At 71.5% G+C, this 13,579-nt stretch carries 13 protein-coding genes and 2 pseudogenes; 10 read left to right on the forward strand and 5 right to left on the reverse strand.

Annotated elements, in window-relative coordinates; all coding sequences use genetic code 11:
- Nucleotides 1-32: 32 nt before the first annotated feature.
- Nucleotides 33-920 carry an RNA polymerase sigma factor SigJ gene (gene sigJ / locus ACZ6B1_RS25880; protein WP_468782174.1) on the reverse strand — a complete coding sequence of 296 codons (888 nt, stop codon included), beginning with the start codon at nt 918-920 and terminating at the stop codon, nt 33-35.
- A gap of 267 nt (nt 921-1,187) precedes the next feature.
- Between sigJ and ACZ6B1_RS25885 the strand changes: the two genes are divergently transcribed.
- The gene (locus ACZ6B1_RS25885; RefSeq protein WP_468782176.1) at nt 1,188-1,328 is read left to right on the forward strand and encodes a helix-turn-helix domain-containing protein; all 141 of its coding nucleotides are present in this window, start codon (nt 1,188-1,190) and stop codon (nt 1,326-1,328) included.
- A gap of 136 nt (nt 1,329-1,464) precedes the next feature.
- On the opposite strand, the gene ACZ6B1_RS25890 is transcribed toward ACZ6B1_RS25885, so the two are convergent.
- Nucleotides 1,465-2,019, reverse strand: a complete 555-nt coding sequence (locus ACZ6B1_RS25890) for a YceI family protein (protein ID WP_468782178.1) — start codon at nt 2,017-2,019, stop codon at nt 1,465-1,467.
- 157 nt (nt 2,020-2,176) lie between these two features.
- Between ACZ6B1_RS25890 and ACZ6B1_RS25895 the strand changes: the two are divergent.
- The 9 genes and pseudogenes from ACZ6B1_RS25895 to ACZ6B1_RS25935 all read left to right on the forward strand — a co-directional run.
- A pseudogene (locus tag ACZ6B1_RS25895) lies at nt 2,177-2,521 on the forward strand (sigma-70 family RNA polymerase sigma factor); the annotation flags it as partial.
- 325 nt (nt 2,522-2,846) lie between these two features.
- The gene (locus ACZ6B1_RS25900; protein WP_468782593.1) at nt 2,847-2,978 is read left to right on the forward strand and encodes a hypothetical protein; all 132 of its coding nucleotides are present in this window, start codon (nt 2,847-2,849) and stop codon (nt 2,976-2,978) included.
- 144 nt (nt 2,979-3,122) lie between these two features.
- Entirely contained in the window at nt 3,123-4,715 is a 1,593-nt protein-coding gene (locus ACZ6B1_RS25905; protein ID WP_468782180.1) for a tryptophan halogenase family protein, read from the forward strand.
- 24 nt (nt 4,716-4,739) lie between these two features.
- Complete coding sequence (locus ACZ6B1_RS25910) at nt 4,740-5,345, forward strand: flavin reductase family protein (protein ID WP_468782182.1); 606 nt, start codon at nt 4,740-4,742, stop codon at nt 5,343-5,345.
- Nucleotides 5,342-6,412, forward strand: a complete 1,071-nt coding sequence (locus ACZ6B1_RS25915) for an LLM class flavin-dependent oxidoreductase (protein ID WP_468782184.1) — start codon at nt 5,342-5,344, stop codon at nt 6,410-6,412. The genes ACZ6B1_RS25910 and ACZ6B1_RS25915 overlap by 4 nt, the downstream gene beginning before the upstream one ends.
- Nucleotides 6,409-8,172: a non-ribosomal peptide synthetase gene (locus tag ACZ6B1_RS25920; RefSeq protein ID WP_468782186.1), complete on the forward strand. Its 1,764-nt coding sequence runs from the start codon at nt 6,409-6,411 to the stop codon at nt 8,170-8,172. Before ACZ6B1_RS25915 ends, ACZ6B1_RS25920 begins: the two co-directional genes overlap by 4 nt.
- Nucleotides 8,173-8,262: 90 nt before the next feature.
- Nucleotides 8,263-8,697 (forward strand): annotated as a pseudogene (locus ACZ6B1_RS25925) (cytochrome P450); the annotation flags it as partial.
- Nucleotides 8,698-8,724: 27 nt separating this feature from the next.
- Entirely contained in the window at nt 8,725-10,068 is a 1,344-nt protein-coding gene (locus ACZ6B1_RS25930; RefSeq protein WP_468782188.1) for an FAD-dependent oxidoreductase, read from the forward strand.
- A 55-nt stretch (nt 10,069-10,123) separates the two neighbouring features.
- Entirely contained in the window at nt 10,124-10,450 is a 327-nt protein-coding gene (locus ACZ6B1_RS25935; protein ID WP_468782190.1) for an antibiotic biosynthesis monooxygenase family protein, read from the forward strand.
- Between the two features lie 6 nt (nt 10,451-10,456).
- Here ACZ6B1_RS25935 and ACZ6B1_RS25940 read toward each other — a convergent pair whose 3' ends face one another.
- The 3 genes from ACZ6B1_RS25940 to gcvH form a co-directional block, all read right to left on the reverse strand.
- Nucleotides 10,457-11,824 (reverse strand): L-serine ammonia-lyase, encoded by a 1,368-nt coding sequence (locus ACZ6B1_RS25940; RefSeq protein ID WP_468782192.1) that lies wholly within the window; start codon nt 11,822-11,824, stop codon nt 10,457-10,459.
- A 79-nt stretch (nt 11,825-11,903) separates the two neighbouring features.
- The gene (glyA, locus tag ACZ6B1_RS25945; protein ID WP_468782194.1) at nt 11,904-13,181 is read right to left on the reverse strand and encodes a serine hydroxymethyltransferase; all 1,278 of its coding nucleotides are present in this window, start codon (nt 13,179-13,181) and stop codon (nt 11,904-11,906) included.
- A gap of 14 nt (nt 13,182-13,195) precedes the next feature.
- Entirely contained in the window at nt 13,196-13,573 is a 378-nt protein-coding gene (gene gcvH, locus ACZ6B1_RS25950; protein ID WP_468782196.1) for a glycine cleavage system protein GcvH, read from the reverse strand.
- Between the last annotated feature and the right edge of the window lie 6 nt (nt 13,574-13,579).

A 13,579-nucleotide genomic window follows, 5' to 3' on the forward strand; every position in this document is an offset into this window, starting at 1 on the left:
CCGGGCGGACGACGGGACTTCCGCGGCAGGCCCTAGACCTTGAAGGCGCCGAAGTCGATCGCGGCGAGGCGCTCCGTGTCCAGCAGGATCTGGATCTGCGTGATCCGGTCCCCGCGGACGGCGAAGCCCATGACGGACACCGGCACGCCGTCCCGGTCGACCAGGACGCCGGGGGTGCCGTTGACGAGCACGGCGGTCACGGTCACACCGGGCTGCCGGAACAGCGCGGCCCGCTCCGCCACCAGGCGTGCCCCGCGGATCACCGCCGTGGCGGAGGCGAGCGCGGCCCCGCCGTCCGCGCGCAGTTCGACATCCGGGTCCAGCACGGCCACCAGCCCGTCGAGGTCCCCGCCTCGCGCCGCGGCGAAGAAGGCGTCGACCAGCTCGCGCCGGGTCTCGAAGTCGCCCCCGGCGTCCGCCTCGTGGGCGCCCTGCACCCGGCGGCGGGCCCGGCTGGCGAGCTTGCGGGTCGCCACCGGAGTACGCCCGACGACGCCCGCGATCTCGTCGAAGGTCAGGTGGAACATGTCGTGCAGCACGAAGGCCACCCGCTCGGCCGGGGCGAGCGTGTCCAGCACGATCAGCAGCGCGAGACTGACCGAATCGCTCAGCAGCGCCTGGTCCTCGGGGCCGTGAGAGGGCTCGTGCCCGACGACCGGGTCCGGCAGGTGCACGCCGACCGGGTCCTCCGGCCGCGCGGCGCGCGACCTGAGGACGTTCAGGCAGACCCGGCTGACCACCGTGGTCAGCCAGGCGGGGAGGTTCTCCACTTCGTCCGCGTTGCTGCGGCTGAGTCTGATCCAGGTGTCCTGTACGGCGTCCTCGGCCTCGGCATGCGAGCCCAGCATCCGGTAGGCGACGGTCCTCAGATGCGGCCGGCAGCCCTCGAACCGCTGCGCCAGCCGATCGTGGTCCTGCACGGTCACACTCCTCGGTCGCCAGGGGTCGTCGCTAGTGGACGGCCCGGCCGCCCGCCTGATCGTGGACCCGATGGGGAGTACGGATGATCACCTGTTCATTGCATATCACACCGACATCGAGGGAGGAGCCGGCATGAGTCCTGTCCTCACCGATACGCGACGGCGGCGGCTGACCTTGTTCGCGATGTGCATGGCCACGCTCATGACCTCACTCGATCTCACCATCGTCAACGTGGCGCTGCCGTCGATTCCGAGCTGGAGCAGCAGGTGGTCAAGGCCACCGGGACGATCTCCGGAAACGCCCTGGACCTCCAGATCATGCGGCTGCGCCGCAGAATCGCCTCGGTCGGCCTCAGCATCCGCACCGTGGGGGGCCGGGGTTACATCCTCGAGGCCGACGCCGTGTGACGCGGCCCCGAACCGTATCTCCGGCGGCCGCGCCCCGGTGGCGGTCGGCGACCGGTCCTGTCCTGCGCGCCGTGTCCCGCGCCCTCTGCCCGGCGGTCGTCCGGGCAGAGGGCCGTCCGGTCCCGGTGCCGACGGTTCAGGAGGCGTCGAGCGAGGCCTGGACGTCCAAGGTGATCCGCACCGTCTCGCCCACCACGGCGGCGGGTACGTCCGGGGCGAGGCCGAAGTCCCTCCGGCTCAGCGTCGCCGACGCACTGACGCCGATCACCGGCACCCCGCGCACCGGGTCGGCCCCGAACCCCCCGGGTTCGGCGACCAGGGTGACCGTCCGGGTCACACCCCGCAGGGTCAGCTCGCCCTCGATCAGCACCCGGTCCTCGTACCGGCGCAAGCGGGTGGAACGGAAGGTCAGTTCCTTGTGCAGGCCGGACGCCAGCACCTCCTCCCCGCGGAGGTAGCCGTCCCGGGCCGGGTAGCCGGTGTCGATGCTGTCCGTCTCGACACGGGCGGTCACCGAGCACCCCTCGATGTCATGCGCGGTCACGATCGTGCCGCCGAAGACGTTGAAGCGGCCGTGCACCCGGGCCACCCCCAGATGGCGAACGGTGAAGCACACCTCGGAGTTCGGGGCGTCGATGGTCCACGTCCCCGCGGTGAAGCCGGGAATCGTCTCGGCCACGGTCTCGGTCATGCCTTCTCTCCTCATCGTCACGCGTCACACGCCCCGCGCCTCACGGGTCATGAGTACGACGGACCGCGAACCGGAAAGGTGACCGATGGACCAGCCCCCATCCCTGACGGACAGCTTCGAGGCGAACCGCAGTGCCCTGCTCCGAATCTCGTACCGCATGCTCGGCTCCCGTGAGGAGGCGGAGGACGCGGTGCAGGAGACCTGGCTGCGGCTGGACCGCGCCGACACGCAGTCGGTGCGGAACCTGCCGGGCTGGCTGCGCACCGTCGCCTCCCGTGTCTGCCTCGACGCGCTGCGGCGCCGGCGTGAGGAGTGCCGGGGCGGCGATCTCGCGCCGGCCGCCGGGCCGGACGACGGCGACCCCGAGCGCGAGGCGCTGGAGGCCGAGTCGGTTGGCCTCGCGCTGCTCGTCGTCCTCAACACCCTCAGCCCCGCCGAGCGGGTCGCGTTCGTCCTGCACGACATGTTCGGGGTGCCGTTCGACGAGATCGCGGAGATCCTGGACCGCACCCGGGCGACCGCCAAGAAACTCGCCAGCCGTGCCCGGCACAAGGTTCGCGAGCCCCGGGAGCGGCACCGGGTGGAGACCGACCAGCACCGCGAGGTCGTGGCGGCCTTCCAGGCGGCGGCGTGCACCGGGGACACGGGAATCATCGCGGCGCGGCTGGCGCCGGACGTGGTGCGGCGCGCCGACGCGGCGGTCCTGCCCCCCGGGCCGCCCGTCCACGGCGCACGGTGCCGGGGCCGTCGCGCAGGAGATCAGCCGCTTCGGCGGCGCCGCCCGGACCTCCGAACCGGCCCCCATAGACGGCCGTGTCGGCCTGCTCGTGGCCCCCGGGGGGCGGCTGCGGCTGGCCGTCCGCTTCCGCATCGAGAACGGTCTGGTGACGGAGTACGAACTCGTCGCGGACCTCGCCCGGCTCAGGCGGCCGAGCATCCAGGTGCTGCCCGGCCCGTGAGCCCTGCCCGCCGGGACCCGGCCGCTCGACGAACGCGAGGACCGTCTTTCGCGAATCTTTTCCCACCCGCCGGCCCGTCCGGGGCCCGTGCCAAAGTCTGCGTGCAACGTCCAAGGATCTGGCCGCACCACCAGGACGGAAATCATGATCAAGGACATAGTGATCGTCGGCGGCGGCACAGCCGGCTGGATGACCGCCACCTATCTCAAGGCGAGCTTCGGTGACCGGCTGTCCGTCACTCTCGTGGAGTCCAGGGCCGTTTCGACGATCGGCGTCGGGGAGGCCACCTTCAGCACGGTGCGGAACTTCTTCCGGCACCTGGGGCTGAGCGAGCCGGAGTGGATGCCGCGCTGCCACGCCTCGTACAAGCTGGCCATCCGGTTCGAGAACTGGAGGGCGCAGGGCCACCACTTCTACCACCCCTTCGAGCGGCCGCGCGTCGTCGACGGCGTCCCGCTGGCCGACTGGTGGCTGCACGAACGCCCCAGCGACCGCTTCGACCGAGACTGCTCGGTGCTGGCCGCGCTGTGCGACGCCAAGCGGTCGCCCCGTCATCTCGACGGAGGCCTGTTCGAGGAGGTCTTCGAGGCCGGGGAGGCACGGGACATGGCCCGCTCCGTGCCCGACGGGTACGCGACGCAGTTCCCGTACGCCTACCACTTCGACGCCACGCTGCTGGCGCGGTTCCTCGGTGAGTACGGGGTGGCACGTGGAGTCCGGCACATCCAGGACGACGTCCTCGACGTACGGCTCGACGAGGACGGCTTCATCCGCGAGGTGCTGACGAAGGAGCACCGGGCGATCGGCGGCGACCTGTTCGTCGACTGCACCGGCTTCCGCGGACTGCTGCTGAACAAGGCGCTGGGCGTGCCGTTCGTCTCCTACCAGGACTCCCTGCCCAACGACAGCGCGGTGGCCCTGCGCGTCCCCGTGGACGTGGCGACCGCCGGAATGCGGCCGTGCACCACGGCGACGGCACAGGACGCCGGCTGGATCTGGACCATCCCGCTGCTGGACCGGATCGGCACCGGATACGTCTACTCCAGCGCCTACACCACGCCCGAGGAGGCGGAACGCGCCCTGCGCGCGTTCGTCGGACCGCAGGCCGCCGACGCGTCCGCCAATCACATCAGGATGCGCATCGGCCGCAGCGCCGAGTCCTGGGTGAAGAACTGCGTGGCCGTCGGTTTGTCCAGCGGCTTCGTCGAGCCGCTGGAGTCCACCGGCATCTTCTTCATCCAGAACGCGGTCGAGCAGCTCGTCAAGCGCTTCCCCGGCACCCGCGACGACGAGCCGCTGCGCCGCTCCTACAATCGCCAGGTCGCCGATGTCATGGACGGCGTAAGGGAGTTCCTCTTCCTGCACTACTACGCCGCGGCCCGCTCCGACAACGACTACTGGCGGGACGCCAAGACCCGGGAGATGCCCGACGGCCTGGCGGAACGCCTCGAACAGTGGCGGACCACGCTGCCGGACGAGAACTCCGTCTTCCCGCGCTTCCACGGCTTCGAGCCCTACTCGTACACGGCCATGATCCTGGGCCTCGGTGGGCTGAACGTCCCGCCGCTGCCCGCCCTCGGCCGCCTGGACCCAGCCGCCGCGCGCCACGAGTTCCAGCGCGTACGCGCCCAGGCGTCGGCGCTGCTCGACCGGCTGCCCGGCCAGTACGAGTACCTCGCCCACCAGGCCGCCGGATTCGCCGGCGCCCCGGCCGGGGGCCTCCTTCCCAGTATCTGACGCAGCGTCAGGAGGGTCTCCATCATGTCCCCACCCATGACGGGGGCCGACGGCCGCACCGCGGCCGTGCCGGTCTCCCCCACCGCGTTCAGAACCCTGATGGCGGCCTTCCCCGCCGGCGTCGCGGTGGTCACCACCGCCGACGAGGAAGGCCGGCCGTACGGCATGACCTGCACAGCGGTCTCCAGCGTGTCGGTGAGCCCGCCGACGCTGCTGGTGTGCGCCCAGCGCTTCAGCCGCACCCTCGCCGTCCTCACCGCGACCGGCGGCTTCGCGGTGAACCTGCTGGACGAGCGGGCCCGCGCGGTCGCCGAACTGTTCGCCGCCCGGGAGCCGGACCGGTTCCGGCACGTGGCGTGGGCCGCGCGTCCGGACCGCGGCGGACCGCACCTCGAACAGGACGCGCACTCCATCGCGGACTGCCGGGTGACCGGCTCGGTGCCCGTCGGTGACCACGTCGTCGTCTTCGGCGAGGTCCTGCGGGTCACCACCGGAGACGGCACCCGGCCGCGGCCACTGGTCTACGGGATGCGCGAGTACTGGTCCCTCGGCCGCCCCGACGCCGCTCCGCGACACCCTGCCCCCTCACCGGCAGAACCATCGGACCTGGATACGGAGACACCGAGATGACGAGCTACGGGATTTCGCTGCTGCCGGACACCGGGCCGCAGCACCGCGGCGCCGACGACTACTACACCAATCTGCTGGCCGTGTCCGAGCTGGCAGAGGACCTCGGGCTCGACTACGTCAAGATGACCGAGCACTACCTGAACCCCTACGGCGGCTACTGCCCCGACCCGCTCGCCTTCCTCTCCGCGGTGGCGGCGCGCACCAGCAGGGTCAGGCTGATGACTGGCGGCATGCAGGCCTCCTTCCACCACCCGATCCAGCTCGCGGCTCGCACCGCACAGCTCGACGCGCTCAGCGGCGGCCGGCTGGAGGCCGGTTTCGCGCGTGCCTTCCTGCCGTACGAGTTCGACTCCTTCGGCATCGACATGGACGGCAGCACCGAGCGTTTCAGGGCCACCGTCGACGCCGTGGTCCGGCTGTGGACCGAGTCCGACGTGAGCGAGGACACGCCGTTCTTCCGCTACCGCGACGCGAACTCCCTCCCGCGGCCGGTCCAGGGGCCGCACCCGCCGGTGTGGGCCGCCGCGCTCATCACCCCCTCCAGCTTCGAGTGGATCGGCGACTCCGGCTACAACCTGCTGATCGCCTCCGCGCCCAGCCGCGAACAGGTCGGTCAGGTCCGCGAGATGATCGACCTGTACCGCAGCCGGTTCGCCGCGAGGCCGAAGAACTCCGGGAAGGAGTCCCGGGTCGCCATCAGCGTGGCGCTGTACCTGGCCGACACCGACGAGGAGGCGCTGGAGCAGGGCACGCGGGCGCTACGCCGGCACTGGGACACCTTCGGCTCGGCGGCCGCCTCGTGGCGCGGCCGCACCTCCTCCTCGTACCAGGGCTACCGCGAGGCGATGGTGGACAAGCACGGCTCCGGCCCGAGCGAGGCCGCGGGCCTGGCGGTGATCGGCTCGCCCCGCACCGCGATCGAGCAACTGCGGGAGATCGAACGGGAACTGGGTACGGACGTCGTCCTGTTCCAGCTCGACTACGGCCAGCAGGCCCTGGAGACCATGGAGCGCAGCCTGAAGCTGTTCGCGTCCGAGGTCCGGCCCCACCTGGACGGCGCGCGGTGAACGGAAGGCTCCCCGGCCGCATCCTGCCCGAGCTGTTCGAGGCACAGGCGGCGCGCACCCCGAACGCCACGGCCGTGCTCCACAAGGACACCTCGCTCAGCTACGGAGCGCTCAACGAAAGGGCCAACCGGCTGGCCCGGCTGCTGATCGACCGGGGCGTGGGGCCCGACCACCTCGTGGCACTGGCCGTACCTCGCTCCGCCGAACTGGTGGTGGCGCTGCTGGCGATCCTCAAGGCCGGCGGTGCCTACCTGCCCCTCGACCCGCGCTATCCGGCGACCCGCAAGGCGTTCATGGTCCAGGACGCCGCCCCGGTCCTGCTCCTGCGCTCGGGAGCCGGGCCGGAGCAGGGGGTGGAGCGGCCGGAGGTGGACCTCGACTCCGAGGAGTGCGCCCGGGCCTGCGCCCGGTACGGCGGTGGGAACGTGACCCAGTCCGAACGCCGTCAGCCGCTGTCGGACCTGCACCTGATGTATGTGATCTACACCTCCGGCTCGACCGGGACACCGAAAGGTGTGGCGGTCACCCACGAGGGCGTCGCGGACCTGTTCGCCACCCAGGCGGACCGGTTCCGGCCGGCTCCCGGCGACCGGGTGCTGGCCTGGGCCTCCGTCAGTTTCGACGCGGGCTTCTGGGACCTCGCCCTCGCACTGCTGCACGGGGCCACGCTGGTCGTGGCCGACGACGAGGACCTGCTGCCGGGCGACGCCCTGCACGAGACCCTGGTCAAGTACGAGATCGACCACGCGGTGCTGCCCCCGGCCGCGCTCAGCGTCACGGACAGTCGGGGAGTGCTGCCCGGCGGCACGATCATGTCGACCGGTGACGCCTGCACCCCGGCCCTGCTGGGCGCCTGGGCACCGGGCCGGCGCATGTTCAACGGCTACGGCCCCACCGAGGTGACCGTCGGCTGCACCATCGCCGGCCCGGTCACCGAGGCGGACGGCGTCGGAATCGGTGTCCCCTGGACCGGGGCCCGGGTCCACGTGCTCGACGAGCACCTGCAGCCGATGGCCGACGGCGAGGAGGGCGAACTGTACCTGGCCGGTTCCGGACTGGCCCGCGGCTATGTGGGGCGTCCGGGGCTGACCGCCGAGAAATTCCTGCCCGACCCCTTCGGGCCGCCGGGCAGCCGGATGTACCGCTCGGGCGACCGCGGCCGACGGGACGTCGACGGACGGTTCCACTTCGCCGGCCGGGCCGACGGGCAGGTCAAACTACGGGGGTTCCGCGTCGAGACCGGCGAGATCGAGACCTTCCTGACCCGGCAGCCGGACGTGGACCTGGCCGCGGTGGTCGTCGAGGGCGGACTCGCCGACGCACGGCTGGCAGCGTTCGTCACCGGCCGGCCCGGCGCCGTGACCGAGGCCGCGGACCTGCGGGAACGGCTGGCCGCGGCCCTGCCGGAGTTCATGGTGCCGACGCGCATCGAGGTGCTGGAGGCCTTTCCGACCCTGCCCAACGGAAAGATCGACCGGAGCGCTCTCGCCGGCCGGGTCGGCGCCGACGGCGCGCCCCGGCGGTCCCGCGCACCCCGGCAGCCACGCTCCAAGGAGGACCGGCTCTACGACGCGGTCGCCCTGCTGCTCGGCCTGCCCGAGGTCGATCCAGGCGCCAACTTCTTCGACCTGGGAGGCAACTCCCTGCTCGCGGGCCGGCTGATCGGCTCGCTGCGAGAGGAACTGGGTGTACGCGTGCCCGTCCGGGTGGTGCTCGCGGCACGCGACCTGCGGGAGATCGCCCAGTCTCTGAACGGCTGACACACCGAGGACGGCCGCGCCGCCGGCCGGTGCGGGGACGAAGGGAGAGTTCCATGACCCAGCGACTGGCCCACTTCCCGGTCCGGAAGGAACCGGCTGGCGCTCCTGCGGGAGACCGAGGACCAGGTGGTGATCGACCACGCGGTCGACGAGTTACTGCGCTACCTCAACATCTCGCACTCCGGCCGCCGCCGCGTGGCCCTGGAGGACATCACCGTCGGGGACGTCACCATCCGGGCGGGGGAGGGCCTCATCCTCGCCAGTGAACTGGCCAACCGGGACCCGGAGAACTTCCCCGACCCCGACCGGCTGGAGATCACCCGCGCCGCCCAGCATCACCTGGCCTTCGGCTTCGGCCCGCACAACTGCCTCGGCCGGCCGCCGGCCACCCTCGAACTGCAGGTGGTGTACGGCACGCTCTACCGGCGCCTTCCCACCCTGCGCCTGGCCGTCGACTTCGCCGAGGTCCCGTTCAAGTACGACGGCATGGCCTACGGCGTCCATGAACCGCCCGTGGCCTGGTAGCCCACCGTCCCAGGAGGAGCCCCCATCATGCACGACTCGCGCACGCCGGCCCCGGCGGCGGGCAGCGGCATCGTGGTCGTCGGAGCCGGTCTGGCCGGCCCGGTCGCCGCGATCCAGCTCGCCCGGCGTTTCGGCGAGGTCACCGTACTGGAACGGCACGCCGACCCCCGGCACATCCTGGCCGGGCAGGGCCGCTCCCTCATGGTGATCCTGTCCAGTCGCGGCTGGCGCGTGCTGCGCGAACTCGGCCTGGAGCGGACCGTGCGCGAAATCTGCGTCCCGCTCGCGGCCCGGTGCGGCCACCTGCCGGACGGCGGCACCGCGGTGACCCCCTACAGCCGGGACGGGGCGCCGATATGGGCGATCGAGCGGCACCGGCTGCACCGCCTGCTGCTGGACGCGGCCGAGGCCGAACCGGGGGTGAGGCTGCACTTCGAGCGGCCCGTGGTCCGCGTCGACCTGGCGGCACCGGCGGTCCTGGTGCGGGCGGGCTCCGCCGAACGGTGGATCCCCTGCCGGCACGTCCTCGGCTGCGACGGAGTCCACTCCGTGGTCCGTGCCGCCCTCGTCGACCGGGGCGCCCGGGAACAGGTGAGCACCCTGGAGCTGGCCTACCAGGAGATCGTCCTGGACCTGCCCGACTGCGATCGCGGACTCATGCACTACTGGCCCGCCGGTGACGCCCTCTTCGGTGCCTTCCCACTGGTCTCCTCCCCCCTGTTCGCGGGCTCGGTGTTCTTCCGCCGGGAAGGGCCCCGCCCCTCCTACGCGGAAGCGGTCGGCGGCCCGGCCCTGGCCCGGCAGTTCGCCGAGGTCTTTCCGTCGCTGGCCGCCGGCATCCCGGACCTGGAGGAGCAGTTGACGAGCAAACCGGTCTCCGCCGTCCGGCTCACCCGCTGCGACACCTGGGCCCTCGGCGGCACGGCCGCGCTCGTCGGCGACTCCTGCCACGCCATGGCCCCCTTCATGGGACAGGGCATGAACTGCGCCTTCGAGGACGTCCGCACGCTCGTCGACTGCCTGGACCGGGAGGGGGACTGGGAGCGGGCGTTCACCGCGTACGAGCGGATCCGCAGAAGCGACGGCGACGCGATCGCGGACATCTCCTACCAGCACTACCGGACGATGTCCCGGCTGCCGGACCCCCGGCACGAGGCCGAGGAGGCCGTCGCCCGGCGGCTGGCCGCCCTGATGCCCGATCACTTCGTCCCGCTGTACGAGCGCTGCGCCTTCACCGAGGAGAGCTACAGCTCGGCGCTCGCCGAGGAGCGGCGACTGCGCGAGGTCGCCCGGCGCATCCTGCACCGCCACGGCCCCGCAGCCGCCGAGCTGCCCGATCCTCAACTGCGCGCGAGCGCCGCGTCCGCGTGACCGCGCCGCCCGCACCACATGTGTGCACACAAGAACCAACTGCCCGGAGGGCACAGTGATTCTGGTCGTCTTCAGGTCGCGTTTCTCCGAGAACGTCGACGACACCTACGGAACGACGGAGGACCATCTGGCCCGGAAGGTACGGGAGATGGCCGGTGACGATCTCGTGCGGCTCAAGAGCTACGAGGCGGAGGACGGCGAGCGCGTGGCGCTGGTGTGGTGGCGCGACCCGGAGACGCTGCGCAAGTGGCGCGAGGACCCCGAGCACCAGGATGCCCAGCGGCTCGGCCGCGACAAGTGGTACGACTTCTTCGAACTGACCATCACGGAGGTCGTGCGCACCAGCTCCAGCGAGGACCCCGGGGAGTACCCGGCTCCCTGAGCCCGCTCAGCACTCGATGATGTTCACCGCCAGCCCGCCCCGGGCCGTCTCCTTGTACTTGACCGACATGTCCGCGCCCGTGTCCTTCATCGTCTTGATGACCTTGTCCAGGGACACCTTGTGCGAGCCGTCGCCGCGCATCGCCATCTTCGCCGCGGTGACCGCCTTCACCGCGGCCATGCCGTTGCGCTCGATGCAGGGGATCTGGACCAGGCCGCCCACGGGATCGCAGGTCAGGCCGAGGTTGTGCTCCATGCCGATCTCGGCGGCGTTCTCCACCTGCTCGGGGCTGCCGCCGAGCACCTCGGCGAGCGCTCCCGCGGCCATGGAGCAGGCGGAGCCGACCTCGCCCTGGCAGCCGACCTCGGCGCCGGAGATGGAGGCGTTCTCCTTGAACAGCATGCCGATGGCGCCGGCGGCGAGGAGGAAGCGGACCACGCCGTCCTCGTCGGCGCCCGGCACGAAGTTGATGTAGTAGTGCAGGACCGCCGGGATGATGCCCGCCGCGCCGTTCGTCGGGGCGGTGACCACGCGGCCGCCGGCCGCGTTCTCCTCGTTCACCGCCATCGCGTAGAGCGTGATCCACTCCATCGCGTGCGCGAGCGGGTCGCCCTCGGCGCGCAGCTGGCGGGCCGAGACGGCCGCGCGGCGGCGCACCTTCAGGCCGCCGGGCAGGATGCCCTCCCGGGACATGCCCCGCTGGACGCACTCGCGCATGACCCGCCAGATCTCCAGCAGGCCCGCCCGGATCTCCTCCTCGGTGCGCCAGGCGCGCTCGTTCTCCAGCATCAGGGAGGAGATCGACAGACCCGTCTCCCGGGTCAGGCGCAGCAGCTCGTCACCGGTGCGGAAGGGGTACTTCAGTACCGTGTCGTCCAGCACGATGCGGTCCTCGCCGACCGCGTCCTCGTCCACGACGAAGCCGCCGCCGACCGAGTAGTACGTCTTGGAGAGCAGCTCCGTGCCGGCCGCGTCGTACGCCCAGACCGTCATGCCGTTGGCGTGGTAGGGCAGCGCCTTGCGGCGGTGCAGGACCAGGTCGTCGTCGAGGGAGAACGCGATCTCGTGCTCGCCGAGCAGCGAGATCCGGCCCGACTGCCTGATCCCCTCCACCCGGTCGTCGGCCGACTCGACGTCCACCGTGCGCGGCGAGGCGCCCTCCAGACCTAGCAGCACCGCCTTAGGGGTGCCGTGGCCGTGGCCGGTCGCGCCGAGCGAGCCGTACAGCTCGCAGCGCACCGCGGCGACGGAGCCCAGCAGGTCCTCGTTGCGCAGTCGGCGGGCGAACATGCGCGCCGCGCGCATCGGACCGACCGTGTGGGAGCTGGACGGGCCGATGCCGATCGAGAACAGGTCGAAGACCGAGATGGCCACGGAAACTCCTCAATACGGGGTGGTGCGGGTCAGGCACCGCGCACACGTTCCAGTGTGCGCGGTGCCCGGTGAAACGGACTTACTTGTTCAGACCCGGGTACAGCGGGTGCTTGTCGGCCAGGGCCTTCACCCGGGCCTTGAGCCCTTCCACGCCGGCGCCCTCGAAGGGGGCGGGCGCCTTCAGGGCCTCGGCGATCACGTCGGCGACCTCGGCGAAGTCCTCGGCCGTGAAGCCCCGGGTGGCCAGGGCCGGCGTACCGATGCGCAGGCCCGAGGTCACCATAGGGGGACGCGGGTCGTTCGGGACGGCGTTGCGGTTGACCGTGATGCCGACCTCGTGGAGGCGGTCCTCGGCCTGCTGCCCGTCCAGCTCGGACTCACGCAGGTCCACCAGGATCAGGTGCACGTCCGTACCGCCGGACAGCACGTTGACCCCGGCCTCGCGGGCGTCGGCGGCGGTCAGCCGCTCGGCGAGGATGCGGGCACCCTCCACCGTACGCCGCTGGCGCTCCTTGAACTCCTCCGAGGCGGCGACCTTGAAGGAGACCGCCTTGGCCGCGATCACGTGCTCCAGGGGACCGCCCTGGAAGCCCGGGAAGACGGACGAGTTCAGCTTCTTCGCGAAGTCCTTCTTCGCCAGGATGATGCCGCCGCGCGGGCCGCCGAGGGTCTTGTGGGTCGTGGAGGTGACCACGTCCGCGTACTCGACCGGGTTCGGGTGCAGACCCGCCGCGACCAGGCCCGCGAAGTGCGCCATGTCGACCCACAGGTACGCCTCGACCTCGTCGGCGATCCGGCGGAACTCGGCGAAGTCGAGCTGACGCGGGTACGCCGACCAGCCGGCGATGATCACCTTCGGACGGTGCTCCTTGGCCAGCCGCTCGACCTCGGCCATGTCGACCAGGCCCGCCTCGTCGACGTGGTATGCGACCACGTTGAACTGCTTGCCGGAGAAGTTCAGCCGCATCCCGTGGGTGAGGTGGCCGCCGTGCGCCAGGTCCAGGCCGAGGATGGTGTCCCCGGGCTGGGCGAGGGCGAACAGCGCCGCCTGGTTCGCGGAGGCGCCGGAGTGGGGCTGGACGTTGGCGTACTCGGCGCCGAACAGCTCCTTGATCCGGTCGATGGCGATCTGCTCGGCGACGTCGACGTGCTCGCAGCCGCCGTAGTAGCGGCGGCCCGGGTAGCCCTCCGCGTACTTGTTGGTCAGCACCGAGCCCTGGGCCTCCATCACCGCGAGCGGCGCGAAGTTCTCCGAGGCGATCATCTCCAGCGTCGACTGCTGGCGGTTCAGCTCGGCGTCGACCGCGGCGGCGATCTCCGGGTCCAGCTCGTGCAGGGACGTGTTCAGGACAGTCATACGGCTACGACTCCTCAGCCGGCGTTCTGGGCGGTGTACTCGTCGGCGGAGAGCAGGTCGCCCGGCTCCTCGGTGACGCGCACCTTGAACAGCCAGCCGCCCTCGAAGGGGGCCGAGTTCACCAGCGACGGGTCGTTGACGACGTCCTCGTTGACCTCGGTGATCTCACCGGTGACCGGGGAGTACAGGTCCGAGACCGACTTGGTCGACTCCAGCTCGCCGCAGGTCTCACCCGCGGACACCGTGGAACCGACCTCGGGGAGCTGGGCGTAGACCACATCGCCGAGCGCATTGGCCGCGAACTCGGTGATGCCGACCGTCGAGACGCCGTCCTCGGCGGCCGACAGCCACTCGTGCTCCTTGCTGTAGCGCAGCTGCTGGGGGTTGCTCATGGCCTG

It is taken from the genome of Streptomyces sp. NPDC041129, from assembly GCF_055592265.1.

Bases quoted from the DNA above. Each gene is read 5' to 3' on its own strand.
- ACZ6B1_RS25915 (WP_468782184.1), top strand. From the start codon at position 5,342: ATGACGAGCTACGGGATTTCGCTGCTGCCGGACACCGGGCCGCAGCAC.
- glyA (WP_468782194.1), bottom strand. From the start codon at position 13,181: ATGACTGTCCTGAACACGTCCCTGCACGAGCTGGACCCGGAGATCGCC.
- ACZ6B1_RS25905 (WP_468782180.1), top strand. From the start codon at position 3,123: ATGATCAAGGACATAGTGATCGTCGGCGGCGGCACAGCCGGCTGGATG.
- ACZ6B1_RS25910 (WP_468782182.1), top strand. From the start codon at position 4,740: ATGTCCCCACCCATGACGGGGGCCGACGGCCGCACCGCGGCCGTGCCG.
- gcvH (WP_468782196.1), bottom strand. From the start codon at position 13,573: ATGAGCAACCCCCAGCAGCTGCGCTACAGCAAGGAGCACGAGTGGCTG.
- ACZ6B1_RS25890 (WP_468782178.1), bottom strand. From the start codon at position 2,019: ATGACCGAGACCGTGGCCGAGACGATTCCCGGCTTCACCGCGGGGACG.
- ACZ6B1_RS25930 (WP_468782188.1), top strand. From the start codon at position 8,725: ATGCACGACTCGCGCACGCCGGCCCCGGCGGCGGGCAGCGGCATCGTG.